The sequence below is a fragment of the Propionicimonas sp. T2.31MG-18 genome (genome assembly GCF_964266745.1).
Lineage (GTDB): Bacteria > Actinomycetota > Actinomycetes > Propionibacteriales > Propionibacteriaceae > Propionicimonas.
On sequence record NZ_CAXWGX010000028.1, the window covers coordinates 238628 to 261731 of the forward strand.

At 71.6% G+C, this 23104-nt stretch carries 24 protein-coding genes; 15 read left to right on the plus strand and 9 right to left on the minus strand.

Translation table 11 applies throughout. The features are described 5' to 3' along the window. Positions 1 to 66 precede the first annotated feature (66 nt). Complete coding sequence (gene ychF / locus ACFQQJ_RS15635) at positions 67 to 1140, plus strand: redox-regulated ATPase YchF (protein WP_377107909.1); 1074 nt, start codon at positions 67 to 69, stop codon at positions 1138 to 1140. Between the two features lie 188 nt (positions 1141 to 1328). On the opposite strand, the gene ACFQQJ_RS15640 is transcribed toward ychF, so the two are convergent. Together ACFQQJ_RS15640 and ACFQQJ_RS15645 are read right to left on the minus strand one after the other, a co-directional pair. After that, the gene (locus ACFQQJ_RS15640) at positions 1329 to 2612 is read right to left on the minus strand and encodes a hypothetical protein (RefSeq protein WP_377107911.1); all 1284 of its coding nucleotides are present in this window, start codon (positions 2610 to 2612) and stop codon (positions 1329 to 1331) included. A 438-nt stretch (positions 2613 to 3050) separates the two neighbouring features. Next, positions 3051 to 4309, minus strand: a protein-coding gene (locus ACFQQJ_RS15645) for an IS3 family transposase (protein ID WP_377107913.1) whose coding sequence is annotated in 2 segments (ribosomal slippage) — positions 3051 to 4021 and positions 4021 to 4309 — 1260 coding nt in all. Because the reading frame shifts where the segments join, the coding sequence is not laid out codon by codon here. Between the two features lie 114 nt (positions 4310 to 4423). Between ACFQQJ_RS15645 and ACFQQJ_RS15650 the strand changes: the two genes are divergently transcribed. Together ACFQQJ_RS15650 and ACFQQJ_RS15655 are read left to right on the plus strand one after the other, a co-directional pair. Continuing rightward, entirely contained in the window at positions 4424 to 5116 is a 693-nt protein-coding gene (locus ACFQQJ_RS15650; protein WP_377107915.1) for a hypothetical protein, read from the plus strand. Positions 5117 to 5224: 108 nt separating this feature from the next. Next, on the plus strand, positions 5225 to 5662 hold the full coding sequence (locus ACFQQJ_RS15655; protein WP_377107917.1) for a hypothetical protein: 438 nt from the start codon (positions 5225 to 5227) through the stop codon (positions 5660 to 5662). 637 nt (positions 5663 to 6299) lie between these two features. Here the strand turns inward: ACFQQJ_RS15655 and ACFQQJ_RS15660 are convergent. The 3 genes from ACFQQJ_RS15660 to ACFQQJ_RS15670 form a co-directional block, all read right to left on the minus strand. Next, a complete protein-coding gene (locus tag ACFQQJ_RS15660) occupies positions 6300 to 6701 on the minus strand; it encodes a type II toxin-antitoxin system VapC family toxin (RefSeq protein WP_377107919.1) in 402 nt (133 codons plus the stop codon). Beyond that, complete coding sequence (locus tag ACFQQJ_RS15665; RefSeq protein WP_377107921.1) at positions 6688 to 6918, minus strand: hypothetical protein; 231 nt, start codon at positions 6916 to 6918, stop codon at positions 6688 to 6690. Before ACFQQJ_RS15665 ends, ACFQQJ_RS15660 begins: the two co-directional genes overlap by 14 nt. A gap of 251 nt (positions 6919 to 7169) precedes the next feature. After that, positions 7170 to 7910: an alpha/beta fold hydrolase gene (locus tag ACFQQJ_RS15670; protein ID WP_377107923.1), complete on the minus strand. Its 741-nt coding sequence runs from the start codon at positions 7908 to 7910 to the stop codon at positions 7170 to 7172. An 88-nt stretch (positions 7911 to 7998) separates the two neighbouring features. Between ACFQQJ_RS15670 and ACFQQJ_RS15675 the strand changes: the two genes are divergently transcribed. The 7 genes from ACFQQJ_RS15675 (at position 7999) to ACFQQJ_RS15705 (ending at position 13229) form a co-directional block, all read left to right on the plus strand. Further along, a complete protein-coding gene (locus ACFQQJ_RS15675) occupies positions 7999 to 8994 on the plus strand; it encodes a helix-turn-helix transcriptional regulator (RefSeq protein WP_377107925.1) in 996 nt (331 codons plus the stop codon). 50 nt (positions 8995 to 9044) lie between these two features. Next, positions 9045 to 9665, plus strand: coding sequence for a DUF5701 family protein (locus tag ACFQQJ_RS15680; RefSeq protein WP_377107927.1), 621 nt, complete (start codon positions 9045 to 9047; stop codon positions 9663 to 9665). An 80-nt stretch (positions 9666 to 9745) separates the two neighbouring features. After that, positions 9746 to 11023, plus strand: coding sequence for a VOC family protein (locus ACFQQJ_RS15685; RefSeq protein WP_377107929.1), 1278 nt, complete (start codon positions 9746 to 9748; stop codon positions 11021 to 11023). A gap of 34 nt (positions 11024 to 11057) precedes the next feature. Further along, positions 11058 to 11447 carry a hypothetical protein gene (locus ACFQQJ_RS15690; protein ID WP_377107931.1) on the plus strand — a complete coding sequence of 130 codons (390 nt, stop codon included), beginning with the start codon at positions 11058 to 11060 and terminating at the stop codon, positions 11445 to 11447. 7 nt (positions 11448 to 11454) lie between these two features. Continuing rightward, on the plus strand, positions 11455 to 12216 hold the full coding sequence (locus tag ACFQQJ_RS15695) for a glucose 1-dehydrogenase (RefSeq protein ID WP_377107933.1): 762 nt from the start codon (positions 11455 to 11457) through the stop codon (positions 12214 to 12216). Between the two features lie 32 nt (positions 12217 to 12248). Continuing rightward, complete coding sequence (locus tag ACFQQJ_RS15700) at positions 12249 to 12686, plus strand: YdeI/OmpD-associated family protein (RefSeq protein ID WP_377107935.1); 438 nt, start codon at positions 12249 to 12251, stop codon at positions 12684 to 12686. A 12-nt stretch (positions 12687 to 12698) separates the two neighbouring features. Further along, a complete protein-coding gene (locus tag ACFQQJ_RS15705) occupies positions 12699 to 13229 on the plus strand; it encodes a GNAT family N-acetyltransferase (RefSeq protein ID WP_377107937.1) in 531 nt (176 codons plus the stop codon). Here the strand turns inward: ACFQQJ_RS15705 and ACFQQJ_RS15710 are convergent. Further along, positions 13213 to 13842 (minus strand): dihydrofolate reductase family protein, encoded by a 630-nt coding sequence (locus tag ACFQQJ_RS15710; protein ID WP_377107939.1) that lies wholly within the window; start codon positions 13840 to 13842, stop codon positions 13213 to 13215. The genes ACFQQJ_RS15705 and ACFQQJ_RS15710 overlap by 17 nt on opposite strands. A gap of 73 nt (positions 13843 to 13915) precedes the next feature. On the opposite strand from ACFQQJ_RS15710, the gene ACFQQJ_RS15715 reads away from it, so the two are divergent. Beyond that, positions 13916 to 15304: a M20/M25/M40 family metallo-hydrolase gene (locus ACFQQJ_RS15715; protein WP_377107941.1), complete on the plus strand. Its 1389-nt coding sequence runs from the start codon at positions 13916 to 13918 to the stop codon at positions 15302 to 15304. A 40-nt stretch (positions 15305 to 15344) separates the two neighbouring features. Here the strand turns inward: ACFQQJ_RS15715 and cls are convergent, their stop codons facing one another. Further along, positions 15345 to 16811: a cardiolipin synthase gene (cls, locus tag ACFQQJ_RS15720; protein WP_377107943.1), complete on the minus strand. Its 1467-nt coding sequence runs from the start codon at positions 16809 to 16811 to the stop codon at positions 15345 to 15347. Positions 16812 to 17057: 246 nt separating this feature from the next. Here cls and ACFQQJ_RS15725 point away from each other — a divergent pair, with 246 nt between their 5' ends. Genes ACFQQJ_RS15725 through ACFQQJ_RS15740 form a run of 4 tightly spaced genes read left to right on the plus strand, consistent with a single transcriptional unit; the run spans position 17058 to position 21455 of the window. Next, positions 17058 to 18341: a DUF6716 putative glycosyltransferase gene (locus tag ACFQQJ_RS15725; RefSeq protein ID WP_377107946.1), complete on the plus strand. Its 1284-nt coding sequence runs from the start codon at positions 17058 to 17060 to the stop codon at positions 18339 to 18341. Next, complete coding sequence (locus ACFQQJ_RS15730; RefSeq protein WP_377107948.1) at positions 18338 to 19501, plus strand: cytidylyltransferase domain-containing protein; 1164 nt, start codon at positions 18338 to 18340, stop codon at positions 19499 to 19501. Before ACFQQJ_RS15725 ends, ACFQQJ_RS15730 begins: the two co-directional genes overlap by 4 nt. Further along, complete coding sequence (locus tag ACFQQJ_RS15735) at positions 19498 to 20433, plus strand: N-acetylneuraminate synthase family protein (protein WP_377107950.1); 936 nt, start codon at positions 19498 to 19500, stop codon at positions 20431 to 20433. The genes ACFQQJ_RS15730 and ACFQQJ_RS15735 overlap by 4 nt, the downstream gene beginning before the upstream one ends. Beyond that, positions 20430 to 21455, plus strand: coding sequence for a hypothetical protein (locus tag ACFQQJ_RS15740; RefSeq protein WP_377107952.1), 1026 nt, complete (start codon positions 20430 to 20432; stop codon positions 21453 to 21455). Before ACFQQJ_RS15735 ends, ACFQQJ_RS15740 begins: the two co-directional genes overlap by 4 nt. Here ACFQQJ_RS15740 and ACFQQJ_RS15745 read toward each other — a convergent pair. Together ACFQQJ_RS15745 and ACFQQJ_RS15750 are read right to left on the minus strand one after the other, a co-directional pair. After that, positions 21439 to 21750: a hypothetical protein gene (locus tag ACFQQJ_RS15745; RefSeq protein WP_377107954.1), complete on the minus strand. Its 312-nt coding sequence runs from the start codon at positions 21748 to 21750 to the stop codon at positions 21439 to 21441. The genes ACFQQJ_RS15740 and ACFQQJ_RS15745 overlap by 17 nt on opposite strands. Further along, a complete protein-coding gene (locus ACFQQJ_RS15750) occupies positions 21750 to 22985 on the minus strand; it encodes an anion permease (protein ID WP_377108034.1) in 1236 nt (411 codons plus the stop codon). The genes ACFQQJ_RS15745 and ACFQQJ_RS15750 overlap by 1 nt, the downstream gene beginning before the upstream one ends. Positions 22986 to 23104: the final 119 nt, after the last annotated feature.

Consider the following 23104-nt stretch of genomic DNA (forward strand, 5'->3'; position numbering starts at 1 on the left):
TCGGAGCGTCTTCCGCGCAAGGGCGTGGGCGAACCTGCGTCCCCGCGACCGATAGGCTTGGCCGACGTGGCTCTCACCATCGGCATCGTCGGACTGCCCAACGCCGGCAAGTCCACCCTGTTCAACGCCCTCACCCGCAACAACGTGCTCGCGGCGAACTACCCGTTCGCGACGATCGAGCCGAACGTCGGCGTGGTCGGGGTCCCCGACGAGCGGCTGCCGGTGCTGTCCGACATGTTCCACTCCGAGCGGGTCGTGCCGGCCACGGTGAGCTTCGTCGACATCGCGGGCATCGTGAAGGGCGCGTCGCAGGGCGAGGGCATGGGCAACGCGTTCCTGGCGAACATCCGTGAGGCGGACGCGATCTGCCAGGTCACGCGGGTGTTCCGCGACCCGGACGTGACCCACGTCGACGGCGCGGTGAACCCCGGCAGCGACATCGAGACCATCCGCACCGAGCTGATCCTCGCCGACCTCCAGACCCTCGAGAAGGCACTGCCCCGGCTGGAGAAGGAGGCACGGTTCAGGAAGGAGCGCCAGGCCGAGCTGGACGCGGCGCGCGAGGCGCAGCGCGTGCTCGACGGCGGTACCGGCGTCCACGCGGCCGGACTCGACCTCGCCCCGCTGCGCGAGCTCTTCCTGCTCACCGCCAAGCCGTACCTGTACGTGTTCAACTGCGACTCCGACGAGCTCACCGACACTGCGCTGATCGAGAAGATGAAGGCCCTGGTGGCGCCCGCGGAGGCGATCTTCCTGGACGCGAAGATCGAGTCGGAGCTGGTCGAGATGGAGCCGGAGGAGGCCCGCGAGTTCCTCGTGGAGATGGGGATCGCCGAGCCCGGCCTCGACACCCTCGCCCGTGTGGGCTACGAGACGCTCGGGCTGCAGAGCTACCTGACCGCCGGCCCGAAGGAGTCGCGCGCCTGGACGATCCGCAGGGGTGCCACCGCCCCGGAGGCGGCCGGCGTGATCCACACCGACTTCCAGAAGGGCTTCATCAAGGCCGAAATCGTCAGCTTCGGCGACCTGGTGGCCGCCGGCTCGATGGCCGCGGCCAAGGCCGCCGGCAAGGTGCGGCTGGAGGGCAAGGACTACGTGATGGCCGACGGTGACGTGGTGGAGTTCAGGTTCAGTAGCTGAGCACTTCTGACGGACGCCGGCCGCGTCAGCCGGATCCAGGGTGGCCGGCGTCCCTTCGAGGCTTCTCATGCCCACCGATCCGGGCTGTGCCAACCCGGATCGACGTCAACGGGCGCCGCCTGCCCAGAAGCCGGAGCCAGGTTGTGGATGCTCCGTCAGGCTCGTTCACCTGTGGATGGTGCCTCGCGTCAGTACAGGTCTTTGTAGAACTGGTACTGGATCCCGATTCGGGCGACCCAGTCGTGCGCGAGTAGGGCTGAGGTCACCGCGTCGCTGTTCGGCGAGCAGGAGGTGCGCGCGTCGCGCCGGCACGGATGGACAAGCTCCTTCGCGTGGGGCTTCATCCAGTCCAGGTACATCGTCGGGGTCTCCCCGCAGTTCGGCTGCTGTTGGGTCCGTGTCTGGTTCGTCGGTCTCCAGTCGAAGCTCGACGGCTCGTTGCGCCACGGGCAGATGCGCGCGGACGCAGTCAGGATCCTGCTTCGCCCGCGGGCGAAGTCGCCGCTCCAGCTGAGGTACTGGGTGACCTGGACGTGACACACCAGGCGGACGCTGCTGTCGGCTCGGCCTGCGTTGTCGCGTCCCTCGACGCAGTCGAGCCGCTGCTGCGTCCCCGCGAGCGTCACGCCCGCGATCCTGCTCAGCGCCTTGGTGTCTGCATCGGCTCGCGCGATGGCCCGGTGCCGCGCTGCCTCGGCCTTCGATCCGAACAGGATTGCGTACTCGTTCGGCCGCCCCTGTGCGTCCGCTGTCGCCTGCCCGGTGGGCTCCGGCTCCACGTACGTCGCCGGATCGAGCGGGTAGCTGAGCCGCACCCGTCCCTGCCAGGTGTGGCGGGCGATCTCGTCCACGATCTCGGCCGTCGACAGGCCACACGCGTTGTACCAGTCGCGCCTGCATGCCTCGACGCCGCGATACCAGGAGTTGGTGGCCCAGTGCACCCAGGCGTTCGGACCCTCCGGGCACAGTCCCTGCTGCAGACGGGCGGTGCCCGGTGGAGGCGTCCAGTCGACATGGGCCGTGCCCGCGAACGAGCACGTCACGGGGAGCCGCGCGATGATCGGGTCGTGCCCGTCACGGAACTCGCCGTTCCACGTCAGGTAGTGGAAGGCCCTCACCAGGCATTGGTGCCAGTCGGGTGTCGCACTGCCCTCCGGGCACACCAGGATGCGCTGGGTGGCAGAGATCGTCACGACGTCCATTCCGGTCAGCCGGTCGGTGTCGGCCGTCGCCAGTTGCGTCGCCTTCTGTAGCGCACGTGCAGCGTCGGAATGCGGGTCGGCGAAGAGCGCCTCCACCGGCCCGACCGACCGTGTCGGCGTCGGCGGGGCCGGCCGCAACGAGGACGCCGGCACCGGAACAGGGCCACCACCGGCGAGGCCTGAGAGCAGGCTGCAGCCGGTCAGGACCGTAGCCGCGGCCACGACGAGCAGGGCGAACGACGTGCGACGTCGGCCGGTGCGGGGGGTCACGGTGGCATCATGCCCGAAGCGCCGAGCGGCCGTGGCCGAATGTCGGACTCTGCTGCATGCCGCTCCCCAGATGAGGGTCTGCCGCCAGGCTGGTTGTCAGGAAGACCAACCACGGAACGCTCAAGATCACGGCCACGGCCCAGCCGGGGCGCCACTCGGGTGGCCTCCGCATCAAGGGCAGCTTCTTGTCCGAGCGAAGGCTCGCGGGGTGGACGAGGGCCAAGGCAAGCCCGCCGGCCGGGGTGTCGAATGGCACGACAAACGGACTTCACTTTCGACAACATCCCCAACGTGAACGAGTCAAAGCGATAGCCTCCAGCGCACATTTCGATCAGCGCTAGGCCGCTCGCCCATCCCTCACTGAACCGCCCCGGCGTGTCCGGAGACTCAGTTCTTTGAACCGCCCCGGCGTGTCCGGAGACTCAGTTCTTTGTCTCCTCAGCTTGCTGCTGGGGTTGCTGTTTGATCGTAGTAGGCGTTCTCGGTCTCGGCGGGGGTGAGGTCGCCCCCGGCGTACTCGTGGAGGCGTCGATGGTTGTACCAGTCGACCCACCGGGCGGTGGCGAGTTCGACCTCCTCATGGGTGCGCCAGGCTTGGCGCTTGATGACCTCGGTTTTGTACAAGCCGTTGATGGACTCGGCGAGGGCGTTGTCATAGCTCGATCCGACGGCGCCGACGGAGGGCCGGATGCCGGCCTCGGCGAGGCGTTGGCTGTGGGCCAGCGACAGGTACTGGCTGCCGTGGTCGTGATGCGCCACGAGGGCGGTGAAGTCGTCACGGCCTTCTCGTTGCCGGACCCAGATGGCCTGCTCGACGGCGTCGAGGACGAGGTCGACGCTCATCGACGTGGCGGCCCGCCAGCCCATGATCCGGCGGGCGTAGGCGTCGATCACGAACGCGACATAGACCCAGCCGGCCCAGGTCGACACGTAGGTGAAGTCGGCCACCCACAGCCGGTTCGGCGCGGTCGGGGCGAAGTTCCGGTTCACCAGGTCGGCCGGTTTCGAGCCCAAGCCCGCGATGGTGGTGCGCTTCACCTTGCCACGCACCACACCGGCCAGCCCCGCCTTGCGCATGAGTCGCTCGATCGTGCAGCGGGCCACCGGGATCCCTTCCCGGTTCAGCACCAGCCACACCTTCCTCGGCCCGTACACCCCGAAGTTGTCGGTGTGGACCCGGCGGATGTGGCCGAGCAATACCTCCTCGCGCTGCTGCCTGGCGGTGGGGAGCTTGTCGCGCCACTCGTAGTAGGTCGACGGGGCGATCTTCACCCCATGCTCACTGAGCACGGCACAGGTCGGCTCCACCCCCCATCGCAGCCCGCCGGCGGCGGGGGTGTGGTCGGCGTGCTCGCGGATGAAGTCCACGATCACTGCCCGGGCCGGTCGAGCTCGGCCGCGAAGAAAACCGACGCCGCTTTCAGGATCGCGTTCGCCCGCTTCAACTCCGCGTTCTCACGCTTGAGCCGTTTGATCTCGGCCGACTCCTCGCTCGTGACCCCTGGCCGGGCGCCCTGGTCGACCTCGGCCTGCCGCACCCACTTCCGCACCGTCTCCGCGGTGGAGACCCCGAGCAGTTCCGCGACCCGGGCCATCGCACCCCAGTCCGTCTCCTGATCCGGCCGGATCTCGGCATACATCCGCACCGCCCTGGCCTTCAGCTCGGCCGGATACCTCTTCGACGTGTTCCCTGACATGACTCCAACCTTCCCAAGGATTGGAGTCTCCGGACACGCCGGGGCGGTTCACCCCACGCGGCGTGTACTGGTCGTTTGGGGCGCACCCGGAAGGCGAGGGTGTTGGATGTGTCTGTGCCCGAAGTTGCCCCTGCGCGTCTCGCGCATCTTCTGGAGTCCATTGCCGAAGGTTGGGCGTCAGGCAAGATCCCGCCCGAGACTTACGTGCGCCCCTACATGAACAGCATCCACCTGTTGAATCGCCGCAACGCGCGCGTGATCGATCTCGATGGCGTCCAGTGCCTGGTTTGGCATCGCGCCGGCGAGACGATGCTTCATCTCGAAGTCCGCCTCCGCAACCCGTGGTTTCCGGCCTGGCACTGGCCCGGGCCAGCCTTGGAGTGGCGCCTGTCCCACGCCAAATCCCATGACAGGCTCGACGCCCGGGTCATCGAACAAGCCCGCGAGTGCCTGCCCGCGGTCGAATCGGTCCGGGAGCTGGCGAAGACCGCATTGTCCGAGTGCGAAGGCCGGACCCGGGTGTTCTGTCAGGGTGACACCGAACCCGACTGGGGCATGTGGGCGGAACAGTACATCCTCGCCAACGCCCTGCTCGGCGCCAAGTTCACCCCAGTTACCGCCAGCAACATGGAGACCCGCATAAGGCAGGCCGCGCTCACCTACTTCGGTGGCACCAACCCCTACGACTACAGCCCGATCCCAGACCGAGTGCTCGGACAGTTCTGCGCAATCGGATGGCTCGCGGCAGACATCCTCGCCGGCCAGACGGGCATCACCAAACCCCGGCCAAACAAGGCATTCACCTGACCAAACAAACCCAGCCTAGAACGCACTGCGTTCGGCAGGATCGTCCACCGAACTCGCGGCAGAACCGGATGATAGGTCGGCGTTCACGCCGCCCGATAGTCTCGTGTGGTGAGGCAACGATGGTGGCAAAGCCGCACCTGGCTGCTCCTTATCGTGTTGTGCACACCCTTGTTGGTCGGTGCCACCAGCGTGGCTGTGGCAGTCCTGGCGAACCACGGCCCAACCGAGTCAGGCTGCGGGCCGGAGAGCCGGCAGCGCCTCATCTCGCGCGCAACCGAGATTGGTGACCAGATCGGCCTCGACCTGGGCGACGTGCTCGGCTGCGACTCCGGTGATGGTGCATGGATCGAATGGACCAGCACCCAAGGTTTCGACCAGATCGAGGCCGCCGCGCGCGGAGCTGGCTGCCGCGACGGCGACTCGGAGGGGCTGGAGCCAGACGAGCTCTATCTGGTCTGTGGCTCGGGGTTCCAGCGCATCGCGGTATTCGTGGATTCGCCGGACTCCTCCAGGTCGATAAGTGGCTCGATCCAGTTCGACAGCTAACCTCCGGGCAGAGAGATTCACCGAGCGTGCAGCGGCAAAGTAGTGAGTTGCCGGCGTCGTGCTGGCGGCTGGCGTCCTTGCCTGATTCATGCGCTGGATCGTCCAGAGATGCCATGGTTGTGTCGCCGGCGCAACGTGGTGACGGTGGGAGCTGCGATGGAGAAGATGGCTGAGGCTGCGCGTAGGGCGGTCCCGGGCAAGCCGGGTGGATTTGTCGCACTCCTGCTCACCTCCATCGGCTTGGCGCTCGCGGGCCCCCTGATCGTGACGCTCCTTCTTCGCTTCGGGGTCCCGTCGAGACCCTGCCCAGATCTTGCGTGCGAGCAGCAGGACGCGGCGACCCTTACCGTGGTCCTCCAACTGTCACTGCCTGGTCTGGTCCTGCTCCTCCTGGCAGGAGGAGTCTGGATCCTGCGCCGCCGGCTCAGCTTCACACCGCCACCAGGCTGGCCAGCGTCCCCGGCGGGCTGGGTGCCCCCGCCGAGTTGGCAGCCGCCAGACGATTGGCCAACGGCACCCGAGAAGTGGAGCTACTGGCGGCTGCGCTGAGGCCCAGTTGCGCGCCTCACTCTGCGGCAGATGAGGTCGCGGCCGGGCAGCCGGAGGCTACCGTCCGCGGCGCGGCAGAAGCGTGACGTCAGTTGTTGGTCTTGATGACCTCGATGGTGCAGTGGGGACCGGTGGATCGGGCGAGCCGTCGATCGCCAGTGACCAAGGTCACCTGGAGCGCTTCGGCGAGGGCGACGTAGGCGGCGTCGTAGATCGTGAGGTTGTCGCGCAGTTCCCAGCACCGGGCCAGCAGTGGAGCGTGGTCGACACGCTGCAACGGCAGGTCCCGCAGGTCATCCAGCGCGAGCCCGACCCGGCGTGGGTCCAGGTGCCCAGCGCGAGCCAGACCGCGCCACACCGAGGCAACCTCGAGGTCGATCAGTGCTGGAGCGGCGAGCTGTTCGCCGCGCAACCGGCCCCGCACCGTGTCACCGTCCTGGCCATCATCGAGCAACCCGACGGCCAGCACGCTGGCATCAATGACGAGCACGGTCGAACCGCAAGGCACTCACTGCATCGGCGAGCGGCAGGGAGCCACCGGCCCGACCGCCAGCCCGGGCCAGCACCTCGTCCACAGTCGGCCGGGCTGCCTCGGCGATCAATCTGGAGCGCAGGTACTCCTGCAGCGACTGGTGCGCCGCGCTCGCCCGCTGCCGCAGGACCGCGTGAGTGTCCTCGGGTACATCCTTGATCTGAATGGTCGGCATGGAGCCATTATGGCGCCATGGGCGCCGATTCGGAAGCATACGCAGATCGGCAGCTGAGTGCGTCTACTCGGCAGGCTCAACCAGCGAACTGCACTCAGGATGAGAGTGGTGAGGCCGGCTCAGATGGTCTCTGGTCCGAGCGATGGCCAGTCGGCGCGACAAGCGGTGGAGTTCCGCCTGTCAGCTGAGCGACCGCTGTCCGCGCGCGGGCCTCACCATCCGCCGGCGAGCGGGGTAGGACGCCCCATCACCTAGCGGCCGGCAGACTCCAGCACGTCGGCGAGCTCCGCCGGCCGGCTGACCATCGGCCAGTGCCAGGTCGGGAGCTCGACATACGTCCAGTCGCTGTCGACCATGTGCGCGAACACCGGTGCGTGCGGTGCCAGCTGCCGCACCTGCTCGAGGGTGAAGGTGCACAGCACGCCCGTGCGTGGCAGCCGCTCCCAGGCGCCGGTGAGCGCGACCGGCTGGGTGGCGGTGCGCCAGGGTTGCGGACGCGAGTCCTCGACCAGCGCGGCCACGACCGTGTCGTCCACCCCCGGCACCCCGGCGGCGAGTTCGGCCCACGGTGGCGGAGGCAGCAACCACCCCTGGCCGTGTGTCGTCACCAGCTCCTCGTTGGCCGCCCGGGCGGCGGGACCCTCGAAGTCGGCCTGGGACAGGCCCTCCGGGAGGGGTCCCGAGTCGACGTACACCAGGCGGGCCACGCGCCCGGGCACGCGGTCAGCGGCTCCGGTCGTCACGAGGGCGCCATAGCTGTGGCCGACGAGTACGACGTCGTGCAGGTCGTGCTGCTCGAGCACGCGCACGACGTCGTCGATGTGGGTGGTGAGGTCGGTCCCGGGCGTGGCGAGGTGGGCGCGCTCGCCCATGCCCGTGAGGTCGACGGCATGGACGACGTGGCCGCGCGCACGCAGCCGGTCAGCGACGGCGCTCCAGACGGCGGCGCCGAGCCAGAAGCCGGGGACGAGGACGTAGGTGTTGGTGTTCATGACACCCACGCTAGGACCGATTGTGGACAGATTCGGTCCGGTATAGATTCACTGTTTCAGACACTTTCGACCACCGCCGAGGAGGGTCGTGGCCCGTCCGACCGGTCGCGTTCTCGCCATGCTGGAACTGCTCCAGACGGGCGGGCAGCGCACGGTGGGCGAGCTGGCCGCCCGGCTCGGGGTCGAGGAGCGCACCGTCCGGCGCTACGCAGGGCACCTCGCCGACCTCGGGATCCCTGTCGAGGCGCAGCGTGGACGGTACGGCGGCTACCGGCTCCTGCCTGGCTACAAGCTGCCCCCGCTGATGCTCACCGACGACGAGGCCGTCGCCGTCGTCCTGGGACTCATGGCCGCCGAACGGGAGGGGCTCGCCACCGCCGACCATGCAGCGACGGCGAGCGCCCTGGCCAAGGTGTCGCGCGTCCTGCCCCGTCCCCTGGGCCGCCGGCTGGAGAGCCTGCTCTCGACCGCGCAGTTCACCGCCCCGGTGCGCCCCACCGCTCCCGCCGTCGCCGACACCCTGCTCGCCCTCGCCTCGGCGGCGCAGGCGCAGCGCACGGTCGTGATCGCCTACACCGCGTGGGACGGGCAGGAGTCGCAGCGTGAGCTCGACCTCTACGGTCTCGTCTTCCACGCCGGCCGGTGGTACGTCACCGGCCACGACCACGGCCGGGACGACGTGCGGACCTTCCGCCTGGACCGGATCGCCGCGGTCCGGCAGGGCGAAGGCGGCTACGACGTGCCCGCCGACTTCGACGCCAGGACGCAGGTCGTGTCGGGCATCGCCGCGGTCCGGTGGTCGCACGAGGCCTCGGTCGTGCTGCGGACCACCCTCGCCGATGCGGTCGAGCGGCTGCCGGCGAGCGTGGGACGGCTGAGCGAGCACGTCGACGGCGTGCTCCTGCAGGCCCGGGCCGAGCGGCTGGACGGCATGGCCCGGATGCTGGCCGGGCTCGGCTGGGACTTCGAGGTGATCGCCCCGGACGCCCTGCGCCGCGAGGTCCTCGCCCTGTCCGACCGCCTCCGGGCCAGCGGGGAGCGCGGGGGTCGCGCCGCCACCGGATCGACGTCGCCGGACCGGTGAGCGCCACCACCGGGCACACGGGCCCATCCGCCGTCGTGCACACTGGGCGGATGGATGTGCGCCGGCAAGCCGATCGACTGGTCGACCTCGGGGTTCCCGAGCTGGCCGGGACCACCGCAGAGGCGCTCCTTGGCCTCGCCGACGGGCTCGAGGGGGACGGCGTCCTCTGCGTCCACCCGTCCCTGGTTCCGCCCTCGCGTCTCGTGCCACTGCTGCGCCATGACGGGCGGCCCGGGTTCGTCGTCGAGGACATGACCGACCTGGACGACTTCGCTGCGATCGCCGACGTCGGCGTACCCGACCGGCCGCTCTACCTGCTGCGGGGCGTGGACCGGGGGGACGACCTCCTGGACTGGACGCCCGACGCCGCGCTGCCCGAGGTGCGCGGCCGCGGACGGACCCCGCTGACGATCAGCGAGGGGATCAGCTGGCTGCTCCAGGAGCCGGACCGGCTCGAGGCGAACCGGTGCTTCATGTGCCTGGGCTCGCGCAGGATCACCCCGCGCGGGACGGACGCCCGGGTGCCCGCGATCTGGATCAGTCGTGGGACCGGACGGGACGGGCGGTCGCGCCGCAACGCCCCCAAGGTCGGGTGGTGCTGGGCGGGGAACCACCACACCTGGCTGGGCATCGCCAGCGCGTCCGGGCGTTCTCCGCGCCCGACCGGGTGACGTTCTCCCCCGAACTCGGGGGGCAACGTCACGCACTCGCCGCCTCTGGGCGGACGGGACGCGCGATGGCACGATGAGTCATGACGATCCTGACCCCACAGCAGTTCGAGGACGCCGGCGGAACCGGCGACTGGCGTGCCCTGAACGCGGGCGCCGACGCCTGGTTCGCTACGTCTTCCCATCGAGCGGGTGCCGGGCTGGTGCGTCGGGTGGCCGAGCTCGCTGAGGCCGCCGGGCACCATCCGGACGTCGACCTGCGTCGTGACGGCGTCCACCTGCGACTGTTCAGCCACGACGTCGCCGCCCTCACCGAGCGGGACGTCGCCCTCGCCCGCGAGATCTCGGCGGCGGCCGCGGAGCTCGGCCTGCGCGCCGATCCGGCCGCGGTGCAACGCCTGCAGGTCGCGATCGACGCCACGGATACTGCTGCGCTCGTGCCGTTCTGGCAGGCGGCCCTCCGCTTCGACCGCGACGCGGACGACGTGCTCGCCGACCCGCTGGGCCGCCAGCCACGGCTCTGGTTCCAGACCATGGACGCGCCCCGCCCGCTGCGCAACCGCCTCCACCTCGACGCGGGCACGCCGTGGGAGCTGGTGCCCGGCACGACCGAGGCGCTGCTGGCCGCCGGCGGGCGGATCACCTACGAGAACCAGTGGTGGCGCACCGTCGCCGATGCCGAGGGCAACGAGGCCGACGTGTTCCCGCTCGCCGCGGAGCACGGGACGTTCGCCGACCCGGGCGCGAGCGACTGGCGGACGATGCTCACCGCGGCGGTCCACTACCCGACGCGCTCGTTCGTCCAAGGCGTCGAGCTGCTGGAGGCGGTCGCGGGGCTCGCCGACGACGCCGGCCCGCCGTTGATGGTCGACCTGCGCTACCGGGGCGTGACCGTCGACGGGGGCAAGGACCAGCACGAGGCGGAGGGGTTCGTCGCCCTGGCGCGCGCCGTGCAGTCCGCCGCGAGGGGGCTCGGCCTCACCGCCGACCCGACCGGGGTGCGCGACGTCCAGCTCGGCATCGACGCGCTCGACATCGAACCGGTCAAGGACTTCTGGCGGGCGGCGCTGGGCTACGTCGACGACCCCCGTCCCGGCCTGCACGACCTCTACGACCCGCGCCGGCTGAACCCGCCGGTGTTCTTCCAGCAGATGGACGCGCCGCGCGCGCAGCGCAACCGCATCCACCTCGACCTGTTCGTGCCGGCCGACCGGGCGCGGGCCCGGGTGGCGGCCGCCGTGGCCGCCGGAGGCCACGTGGTCAGCGACGCCGAGGCGCCCTCGTGGTGGACGCTCGCCGACCCCGAGGGCAACGAACTCGACATCGCCGTCGCTCCAGACCCCGCGAAGACCCGATCTTGACGGCGCCTTGAGGATCCTCGCCGATCCTCGAGGGATGACCGAACGTCCTTCGCTCCGGCCAGGGGCGGATGCACCCGTGCCCCGGTGGCGGATCGCCGGCGCGGCGTTCCTCGTCCTCGCGCTCGCCGCGGCCGCGGCCCAGTGGATGGCCACGGTCGTGTTCACCGCTGCCGAGGACGTCGAACCCTCGTGGGCCGGAGGGGCGCTGCTCGCCCTCGCGGGCGCGATCTATCTCGGAGCGACGTCCGGCACGTGGGCGGGCTTCCGCCGCAAGGCGCGGGTCTGGGTGGCGGTGACCGCGGTGGCCGGGTTCGCGATGATGGGTGCCGACGCGTCCCAGGGGTCGCCCCGGATGGCGGCCGAAGAGGCGCCGGCGGGCTCGCCCCAGCCGGTCGCGGGACTCCGTCCCCTCGTGCGGGCATGATGGGGCAATGATCGACTTCGGCCTCGACGGCGAGGTGGCGCTGGTGACGGGCGCGTCCAGCGGCATCGGGCAGTCCATCGCCCTCGCGCTCGGACGGGCCGGAGTGGCCGTCGGGTGCGGGGCACGGAACGCCACGCGGTGCGCGGAGACCGTCGACCGGATCCGGAACGCCGGAGGACGCGCGATCGCCGTCGAGTGGGACGTCACCGATCCCGCGCAGGCGACCGCCGCCGTCGACGCGGTGGAGCAGGCGTTCGGCCCGCTCGGCCTGGCGGTCAACAACGCCGGGGTCGGGGCGGGCACGCCGGCGCTGGAACTGACGCCCGGGCAGTGGCAGGCGGTTCTCGACACCAACCTCACCGGCGTCTTCTTCTCCTGCCAGGCCGAGGCACGCGCCATGCGCGCGCACGGACGCGGTGCGATCGTGAACATCGCCTCGATCTCGGCCACGATCGCCAACCGCAACCTCACCCAGGCCCAGTACAACGCGAGCAAGGCCGCGGTCGTGCACCTCACGAAGTCGCTGGCGGTGGAGTGGGCGCCGCTCGGCCTCCGGGTGAATGCGGTCAGCCCCGGCTACACCCTGACGCCGATGAACCGGCGGCCGGAGGTGGCCGACCTGGTGGCGGAGTTCGCCGACACGACCCCCCTGGGCCGCCTCGCCGAGCCCGAGGAGATCGCCGGCCCCGTCCTGTTCCTCCTCGGCCCGGCGGCCGGCTACATCACCGGGGTCGACCTGCTCGTCGACGGCGGCTACTGCTGCTGGTAGCCCGCTGCGGGGCCGTGCGGCACACTTCTGGCATGGAATTCACCACGGAACTGCAGGCGACCGGCGGCACGACCACCGGCTTCGTCGTCCCAGACACGGTCGTCGAGGCGCTGGGCGGGGGACGCCGTCCCAAGGTGGCCGCGACGGTGAACGGCCACACCTGGCGCACGAGCATCGCGCCGATGGGCGGACAGTCCTGGCTGGGGGCCAGCGCCGCGGTGCGCCAGGCGGCCGCCCTCGCCGCCGGACAGGTGCACACGGTGGTGGTGGAACTCGACACCGCCCCCCGCACCGTGGAGGTGCCGGAGGACCTCGCGTCGGCCCTGGCCGCCCACCCGGAGGCGGCCGCGGCGTGGGAGCGCCTCAGCTACAGCCACCAGCGGCAGCACGCGGACGCGGTCGCGGCGGCCAAGGGCGCCGACACACGCCGGCGGCGGATCGACGCGACCATCGCCAAGCTCATCGGCTGAGCGGAGGAACCGATGGGTTGGCTGCCGGACGACTTCGACCACCCGCTGCGCGTCGAGGTGGGCCCCGGGTACCACCTGCGGCCGATCAGGGCCACCGACGTCGAGCTCGACATGCCCGCGGTCATGGGCTCCCAGCCGCGCCTGTGGACGATCTTCGGGCCGGCCTGGGGCTGGCCGCCGGCAACCATGACGGCCGAACAGGACCGGGAGGACCTGGCGCGCCACGAGCGCGAGATCGAGGCGCACGAGTCCTTCAACTACGCCCTGTTCGACGAGGAGGAGACCGAGCTGGTCGGCTGCGTCTACATCGACCCGCCGGAGAAGGTGGGCGCCGACGCCGAGGTGTCGTGGTGGGTGCGCGACGAGTACGTCGGCAGCGGGCTGGAGGACGAGCTGGATCGCCTGGTGCCCCGGTGGCTCGCCGCGTCCTGGCCGTTCCGGGCCGTCCGCCTGATCGGCCGCGACCTGACCTGGCAGGACTGGCTCGCGCTGCCCGACCTCCCCGACCCTGAGGAGCCGGACGCGCTCAGGCCTTCCTCGTGAAGGTGAGGTGGGTGACGCCGCTGGGGGAGGAGACCGCCTCGACGTCGTAGCCGTCCTCCACCCCCTCCAGCCCGTCCCAGAGCCGGACGCCGCGTCCCAGGAGGATCGGCACCTGCACGACGTGCAGGTGGTCGACCAGGCCCGCGGAGAGGAAGTCGCGCACCACGCTCGGCCCGCCGCCGATCCGGACGTCCTGCCCGGCGGCGGCGTCCCGCGCGATCGCCAGCGCCTCGGCCGGGGTGGCCTCGAGGAAGTGGAAGACCGTCCCGCCCTCCCGCTCGATCGGCGGGCCGGGACGGTGGGTGAGCACGAAGACCGGTGTGTGGAACGGGGGGTTCTCGCCCCACCAGCCCGTCCAGCCGGGGTCGTCCTGCCACCCCGGCGGGCCGAACTTGTTCGCGCCCATGATCTCTGCGCCGATCCCGATCCCGTGCTGCTGGGCGAACGCGTCGTCCACGCCCGCGGAGCCGGCCGGGTCCCAGAACCGGGTGGCGAACATCCACTCGTGCAGGCGCTGGCCGGCGTGGCCGAACGGCGCCTCGGCCGACTGCGGCTCACCCGTGGCGAAGCCGTCGAGGGAGATGGACAGGTTGTGCACCCTTGTCAGGGACATCGCGCTCCTCCGTCGTCGCAGGCCAGCGACTGTACCCGCCGGGCCCGTGGTGGTCACGGGTAGCGTCGTGGGGGTGAGGCGCCTCCTCCGCCCCTGGGTGATCCTGACCGTCGCCGTGGTCCTGGTGGCGGTCGCCGGTGTGGTGCTCCTCACCCGGGCCGCGCGTCCGGCGACGGTCGACTCCGGGCAGCTCCGTGACGCCGTGACGCCGCAGGCCCTCACCGCCCACCTCGACGCGCTCCAGCGGATCGCGGACGCCCACGGCGGCAACCGCGCCGCCGGCACCGCCGGCTACGCCGCGTCGGTGGACTACGTGGAGGCCCAGCTCGAGAGCGCGGGCTACGAGACCAGCCGCCAGCCGTTCAGCTACGACCGCACCGACCTCACCCGGGCCACGCTGCGGCGCACGGCGCCGACCCCCACCACCTACGCCGTCGGACGTGACTTCCGTCCGCTCGCCCACTCCGGTGACGGCTCGGTCACGGCGCGGGTCGTGGCCGTCGACCTCGCGCTCTCCGGCGACCGGGCGACGACCAGCGGGTGCGAGGCGTCCGACTTCACGGGCTTTCCGCGGGGCGCCATCGCGCTCGTGCAGCGGGGCACCTGCCCGTTCGCGACGAAGGTCGACTACGCGACCGCGGCGGGGGCCGGCGGCGTGGTCGTGCTCAACCAGGGCAACGGCCCGGGCCGGATGGACGTGTTCGCCGGCACCCTGGGCGCACAGGCCGGGATACCCGTCGTCGCGACGACGTTCGAGCTCGGTGCCGCGTGGGCGGACGCACCCGGCACGACCCTCGCGCTGGCCGTCGAGGCCACCGTGACCCGGGTGACCACGGAGAACCTCATCGCCGACACCCCCGCCGGGCGGGCCGACCGCACGGTGGTGCTCGGGGCGCACCTGGACAGCGTCCCCGAGGGGCCGGGCATCAATGACAACGGCTCCGGGGTGGCGGCGGTGCTGGAGACGGCGCTCGCGTTCGGCCGGCTCGGCGTCCAGCCGCAGAACCGGGTGCGGTTCGCCTTCTGGGGCGGGGAGGAGGACGGGCTGCACGGCTCGGAGCACTACATCGCCCGGCTCGGCGAGGAGGAACGCCGCCGGACGCTGCTCTACCTCAACCTCGACATGATCGGCTCGCCCACGCCTGCGGCGTCCGTGTACGGGGGCGGCGAACCCGGTTCCGGCTGGCCCGACGGGTCCGGGAACGTCCAGGCCGTGCTGGCCGGCTTCCTTGCCTCGCAGGGCGTGACGCCGGGGACGGTCACCTTCCGTGCGAGCGACCACGCGTCCTTCCTGGCCGCGGGGATCGCCGCCGGCGGGCTGTTCACCGGGGCGGACGAGGACGCCGACCCGTGCTACCACCGGGCCTGCGACCGCACCGGCGACATCGATCCCGCCATGCTCGGGCTGATGGCCGATGCCGCAGCCCACGCCACGCTGGTCTTCGCCCAGTCCACGCCGTAGCGGGGCTCGGCCGTCGGCACGAGCCCGGGGGAGCGAGAAGCTACTGCAACGCCGACGTGAGGCGGGCGAGGTTGTCGAGCACCGTCGAGCGGAGCGGCTGGCGCAGCCACTCCTCGAGGGTGAGCTCGCGGGAGGCCGCGCGGTAGTCGTCCTCGACCGCCCGCAGCTGGGTGACGAACTCCTCGCCGCGCACCAGCATCGAGATCTCCTGGTTCAGGCCGAACGAGCGCATGTCCATGTTGCTCGAGCCGATGATCGCCACGTGGTCGTCGATGGTCATCGACTTGGAGTGCAGGATGAACGGCCGCTCGTACATCCAGATCCTCACCCCGGCACGCAGCAGGTCCTCGTAGTAGCTGCGCTGGGCGTGGTAGACCATCGCCTGGTCGCCCTCCTCGGAGACGAACAGCTCCACGCGCAGGCCGCGCTGGCAGGCGGTGGTGATCGCCAGGAGCAGGCCCTCGTCCGGGATGAAGTACGGCGAGACGATGATGATCCGCTCCTGCGCCGCGTACAGCAGGCCCATGAACAGCTTCAGGTTGTTCTGGAACTCGAAGCCCGGCCCCGACGGCACGATCTGCGCCTCGAGGGTGCCGGGACACTCCACACTCCCCGCGGGCCCCAGCGCCTCGACCAGCACCTCGTCGGTCTCGCTGTACCAGTCGCCGAGGAACACCGCGTTCACCCCGGAGACGACGGGCCCTTCCACCCGCACCATCAGGTCCACCCAGTGCAGGCCGCGGCGGATGTTGACGGGGAGGTTGTAGGTGGAGTCGGTGAGGTTCTGCGAGCCGGTGAAGGCCACCCGGCCGTCGACGACCAGCAGCTTGCGGTGGTTGCGCAGGTCCGGACGCTGGTACTTCCCCTTCAGCGGCTGCACCGGCAGCATCAGGTGCCACGCCGCCCCCATGGCGTCCAGCCGCCGGCGGGTCTGCCGGTAGTACGGCTTGCTGCGATTGGCCCAGTGGTCGAGCAGGACGCGGACGGTCACCCCGCGCGCGGCCGCATCCTCCAGGGCCTGGAAGAACACCTCGGTCGTGGCATCGGCCTGGAGGATGTAGAACTCGACGTGCACGTAGATGGAGGCCCCGCGCACCGCCTCGGCCATGGCCTCGATGCTGTCCTCGTAGCCCGGGTACAGCCGGGCGGCGTTGCCGCCGCTGAGCGGCAGGGCGCCGAGGTTGCGGTTCAGGGTCACCAGCGAGCTGAACCAGTCCGGCGCGTCGGTGCCCGGGTTGCCGAGCTCCCGGTGCAGCGTGGCGTCGCGGATGTAGGCGTTGATCTCGTCCTGCTTGCGGCGCCGCGCGCGCGGAAGGCGCGGGCTGCCGATCATCAGGAACAGGAACACCCCGATCCAGGGGATGAAGTAGATGGCCAGCAGCCACGCCATCGCCGCGGTCGGACGCCGTCTCCGCGGGACGACGATGATGGCGGCGATCCGGATGGCCAGGTCGACGAGGGCGGCGATCAGGATCGCCCACAACGTCCATTCGCTGGTGGCGTCCACCCATCCCCCTGCACGCGCCGCGCCCGATGTCGGGCACAGCGTAGCCAAGTTCCGCCCCCGCCGGGCGCCGGCCGGCCCCGCCCACCGCGCCCGGCCCGGACACCGTGCCGTCGTCGCGTCCGGGCCGGCGACCCCGTCGCGCCGGGCCGTGCGCACCGGGCGCGCGCCCACGGTGTTCGCATGACGTTCACCGACTCGTCCACCGGGGTTGATCGGACGGCCGCCCGCGCTGCCTAGCTTGCTGGTGTGACCACCGAACCCACTCCCCGGCAGGCCCGCACGGTCGCCGTGCTGGCCGACAGCGACAGCCGCTGGAAGTGGGGCGTCCACCTCGCCCGGCGCCTGGCACCGTCCCGGCCCGTCCTCGGCTACCAGGTGGCCGTGACGGAGGCGCCGCCCAGCCCGCGACAGCTCCGGGACGCCGGCATGGATCCGGCGCGCGTGCGCACCGTCACCCCCGCCGAACTCCTCCGGGCGCTCGTCACGGACGCCCCCGACGTGCTCGTCCTCTCCCTGCCCGGCGGAGGGGTGCAGGCCATGCTGCACCTCATCGCCGCAGCCGGGTTGCCGCGGCGACCGCTGCTGGTGACCGGCTACGTCGGCGTCGTCTACGAGAAGGTCGCCGAGGGCCTCCTGCTGCGCGCGGGCGCCGACCTCGTCGCCGCGAACAGCCCGGCCGACCTCGAACGCTTCCGCGCCGTGCTGCGCGGGGCCGGTGCCGACGACGACGCGCTCGTGCTCACCCGCCTGCCGTTCCTGGGCGACCCCGGCCCGCGCGCGGCGACGGGCCGCTACACCGTCACCTTCGCCGGCCAGCCGGGGGTCCCGGCGAGCCGCTGGCAGCGGCGCTACCTGGTCGAGCGGCTCGCGCGGCACGCGCGCAACCACCCCGAGCGGGACGTGGTCGTGAAGCTCCGAGCCCTGCCCGGGGAGCGCATCACCCACGCAGAACCCCACCCCTACGACGAACTGGTGCGGGCCCTCGGCGCCGCCCGTCCGTCCAACCTGACGGTGGTCACCGGCGACATGGGACGCACCCTGGACCGCACCGACCTGCTGGTGACGGTCAGTTCCACGGCTGCGGCCGAAGCGATCCACCGGGGGATCCCGACCGCGGTGCTCACCGACTTCGGCATCCGCGAGTCGCTCGGCAACGCCTACTTCCTCGGCTCGGGCTGCCTGGCCTCCTTCGACGACCTCGACGCCGGCAGGGTGCCCGAGGCGGACGCCCGCTGGGCACGCCGTAACGGCCTGGGCACGACCGTCGACCAGCTGCCCGGACGCGTCGCCGAACTCCTCTCCCGGGGACCGCTGCCCGCCGTCCGGCCCTTCTACACGCCGGCGAACGCCACCTCGATGCTGCCCGGGCTCCTGGCGCGCCACGGCGTGGCCACCGACGGGACGCCGCTCGCGCAGGCCGACGGCATGCCGCAACTCCTGCGGAGCGCCGTCCGGACCGGTGCGCGGCGGATGTACCGGCACGGGGCCGGCGTGGTCGCCCCCGCCCTGCGGAAGCTGGCCTCGCTGTGAGCGGCGACGTGCTGGCCGTCATCCCGGCGCGCGGCGGCTCCAAGGGCGTCCCGGGCAAGAACCTGGCCCGCGTCGGCGGGGTGCCGCTGGTGGTGCGGGCCGTGCGGGCCGCCCTCGCCGCCGAGCGCATCACCGCCGTCGCGGTGTCCACCGACGACCCGGCGATCGAGGCGGCCGCGACGGCCGCCGGCGCGCTGGCCGTCCGGCGCCCGGCCGAGCTGTCCGGTGACACCGCCTCCAGCGAGTCGGCCCTCGCCCACGCCGTGGACGTCCTGTACGCCTCGCACCGCGACGACCTCGAGGTGGTCGTGCTCGTGCAGTGCACCAGCCCGTTCCTGACCGCCGCCGACCTCGACGCCGCCGTGGCGGCCGTCCAGGACGGCGCGGACACAGCGTTCACGGCCGCCGCCTTCCACGGCTTCGTGTGGCGTGGCGCCGCTGACGCGCACGGGGTGAACCACGACTCCCGGGGGCGCCAGCGCCGCCAGGACCGCGAGCCGGAGTGGCTGGAGACCGGCGCGGCGTACGCGATGCGGGCCGACGGGTTCGCCGAGCGGGGACGCCGGTTCTTCGGTCGCACCGTGGCGGTGCCGACCGATCCCGAACGGGTGCTGGAGATCGACGAACCGTCCGACCTGGAGCGGGCGCGGGCGCTCGCGCCGCTGCTGGACGGCGGCCACCGGCCGCGTCCGGGAGAGGTCGACGCGGTCGTGCTCGACTTCGACGGAACCCAGACCGACGACCGCGCCTGGCTGGGAGCGGACGGCACGGAGCGGGTCGCGGTGCACCGCGGCGACGGTATGGGCGTCGCCGCGATGCGCCGGGCCGGACTCCCCGTGCTGATCCTCTCCACGGAGGTGAACCCGGTGGTGTCGGCGCGGGCCGCGAAGCTCGGCGTGGAGTGCCGCCAGGGCATTCCCGCCAAGGGCGAGGAGTTGGCCCTGTGGCTGTCCGAGAAGAGGCTCGCGCCCGGCCGCGTCCTCTACCTCGGCAACGACGTGAACGACCTGCCGTGCTTCGCGCAGGTCGGCTGGCCCGTGGCGGTCGCGTCCGCCCAGGCACCGGTCCGGGCAGCCGCCCGGGCCATCACCTCCGTGCCGGGAGGGCACGGAGCCGTCCGCGAGATCGCCTCGTGGATCCTCGAGGAGGACCAACTGTGAACATCAGTCCCAGGCTCCGCCGCATCGGCGACCGGCTCGTCGGACCCGGCCAGCCCGTCTACGTGATCGGCGAGATCGGCATCAACCACAACGGTGACCTGCGCACCGCGATGGCGCTGATCGACGCGGCCAAGGCCGCCGGCATGGACGCCGTCAAGTTCCAGAAGCGCACGCCCGAGGTGTGCACCCCCCGCGACCAGTGGGAGGTCGAGCGCGACACCCCGTGGGGCCGCATGACCTACATCGACTACCGCCACCGCGTGGAGTTCGGGGCGGAGGACTACCGCCAGATCGACGACTACTGCCGCGAGATCGGCATCGACTGGTTCGCCTCCCCGTGGGACGTGGAGAGCGTCGACTTCCTCGGCGCCTTCAGCCCGTCCACCTACAAGGTGGCCTCCGCCAGCCTCACCGACGACGTGCTGCTGCGCGCGCTGCGGGCCACCGGCCGGACGATCATCCTGTCCACCGGGATGTCGACGCCGGCGCAGATCCGGCACGCCGTCGAGGTGCTCGGCAGCGACAACATCGTGATGCTGCACGCCACCAGCACCTACCCGGCGCCGCCGGAGCAGCTGAACCTGCGGATGATCAAGACGCTGGAGGCCGAGTACCCGAACGTGCCGATCGGCTACTCCGGGCACGAGGTCGGCCTCCAGACCACGCTGTGCGCCGTCGCGCTGGGTGCGGTGATGGTCGAGCGCCACATCACCCTCGACCGGGCGATGTGGGGCTCGGACCAGTCCGCGTCCGTCGAGCCGGAAGGCATGCGCCGGCTGGTGCGCGACATCCGCGTGATCGAGTCGGCCCTGGGCGACGGCGTCAAGCAGGTGTACGACGGAGAGCGCAACGCGATGGCGAAGCTGCGCCGGGTGTCGGGCGTGGTGGCGGAGGCGGAGGCGGCCCGGTTCGGGCCGGAGCGGGTGGCATGACCGAGACGCTCGCCCTCGTCGAGAGCCCGGCGCAGTTCCTCCACGTCCTGGAGTGGGCCCACGCCGAGCAGGTGGCCGACCGCACGCGGGTCGCCGTCCTGGCTCCCGCCGACCCGGCGAGCGTCGCCCAGTTGCGCGCGCTCAACGACTTCGCGGACGAGGAGGGCATCGCGGTGGACTGGCACGCGCCGCGGGCGGGTGGCCTCGCCGGGGTGCGGACGGTGGGCGCGCTGCGTCCGGTGGTCGCCTCGGCACGCCGCCTGGTGATCGGTGACCCGTTCTCCGGGATGGTCCAGGCCCTGCTGCCGTTCAGCCGGGCCGCGGAGGCCGTGGTCGTCGACGACGGCACGGCGACGCTCGAGTTCGCCGCGCAGTTCACCCACGGGGAGCCGCTCCAGCGCTGGCACGCGGGCCTCGCGCTCGCCCGGCGTCCGCTCGCCGCGCACGCCCGGCGCTTCCTCACCCGCACCCGGCTGAGCCTGTTCACCGTGATGAGCGTCACCTCGCTGCCCGGCAGCCGGGTGCAGCACCACGGCTACGACTGGACGCGGCGCCGCTTCGGGCCACCGAGGGTGCTGCGCGGGGTGGACGTCGTCGGCTCGTCGCTCGTCGAGACCGGGGTGGTCGAGCCCGCCGCGTACCTCGAGGCCGTCGAGGCGCTCGCCGAGCGCAGGGGGGCGGCCGGACGGTACTTCGCCCACCGGCGCGAGGCGCCGGAGAAGCTGCAGGAGCTGTCGCGGCGCACCGGCCTGCGGATCGTGCGTCCGCGGGTGCCGCTGGAGATCGAGCTGCGGCGCGGCCCGGTGGCCGAGCAGCTGGCCAGCTTCCCGTCCTCCGTCGGCTACACCCTGCCGCTGGTGCTCGCCGGGGCGGGCTGCCGGATCGCCGTCCAGCCGCTGCCGGAGACGATGATCCGCGAGCAGGTCGGGGCGAGGGCGCGGCGGTTCCTCGAGCGGGTGTCGCAGGACATGCAGGCGGCGTCGTCGGGGGTCGGCCCCGTGGCGCTCAGTGCTTTGCCGTGATGACCGGGATGATCCCGTTGAAGGTGATCGAGTAGCCCAGCCCGTGCGCGGTGATGTAGCCGACGCCGATGAGCACGGCCAGCACCACGAGGCTGAACATCGTGTAGGCGACGATGCGTCCGCCGAGGTGGGCCTTCGGCAGCACCCCGTCCGCGTGGATCTCTGCGTCGCCACCGGTGCCCCAGGCGAGCGCACGGACGCCGAAGGCGAACATCGCCGGCAATCCTGCGCCGAGCAGCAGCCCCGCGAGCAGCACCCTCCATGCGCCGTCGAGCGCGGCCAGCAACTGGTCCATCAGCGCACTCCTCCGGACACGGGGACCTCCTGTTGGGCCTTCTCCGGGTCAACCCACTCGTCGTTGACGTTGTGGTGGCCCACCCGGTCATGGCGCGAATGCCACCACATGTAGAGCGCGGCGAGACACATGAGGCCGAAGACGATGAAGGCGCCGGTCGAGCCTCCGATGAGGTGCCCGATCCACCACATTCCGGCGCCGACGAGACCGGCCAGTGGCAGCGTGGTCAGCCAGGCCAGGCCCATGCGCCCCGCCACGCGCCACCGAACCGTTGCGCCCTTCCTGCCGACGCCCGTGCCGAGGATGGAACCCGTGGCGACGTGCGTGGTCGACAGGGCGAAGCCGAGCTGGCTGGACACCAGGATGACGGCAGCGGAGGAGCTCTCCGCTGCCATACCCTGCGGCGGCGAGATCTCGACCAGTCCCTTGCCCATCGTGCGGATGATGCGCCATCCGCCGATGTAGGTGCCCGTCGCGATGGCCAGCGCGCAGGCCACCTTCACCCAGAACGGGACGTCGTGCGTCTGCGTCCAGTTGCCCGACGCGATCAGCGCGAGGGTGATCACGCCCATGGTCTTCTGGGCATCGTTGGTGCCGTGGGCGAGCGACACCAGCGATGCCGTGCCGATCTGGCCCCAGCGGAAGCCGTTCTCCTGGTAGCGCTCGGCGACATCGCGGGTGATCCGGTAGACCAGTGCCGTTCCCACCATGGCGACGACGAGCGCGATGGCCGGTGACAGGAGAGCCGGCAGAACCACCTTGCCGATGACGCCGTCGAGCTTGGTGCCCTCCCCGACCCACTTCACGCCACCCCAGCCCAGGCTGGCGACGGTGGCGCCGATCAGACCGCCGAACAGGGCGTGCGAGGAGCTGGAGGGCAGGCCCCACAGCCACGTCAGGATGTTCCAGATGATCGCTCCGGCCAGGCCGGCCATGAGGATCAGAAGGAGCGCGTGGCCGCTGTCGGCCGTGAGCTCGGGCTTCGGGGTCCCGTCCGGGTTCTGGATGCGGATCACGGCGTTCGTCACGGTGATCGCGACCTCGACGGACAGGAAGGCACCGACGAGGTTGAGGATCGCGGAAAGGGTCACCGCCGCCTTCGGGGTCAACGCCTTCGTCGCGATCGAGGTGGCCATCGCGTTCGCTGTGTCATGGAACCCGTTAGTGAAATCGAAGGCCAACGCCGTGATAACGACGAGCGCCAAGAGTATGAACTCGGGGGTCACATTCAACATGGTAGGGGTAAGGGACCCCGATCGTGAAAGTCGCCCAGCCCGGCGCAACAGCCCGGCGGGCCGGGTGCCCGGCGTCGGGCCCGTCGGCAACGGGAGCGCTCCCGGGCGGGCCGGACGGG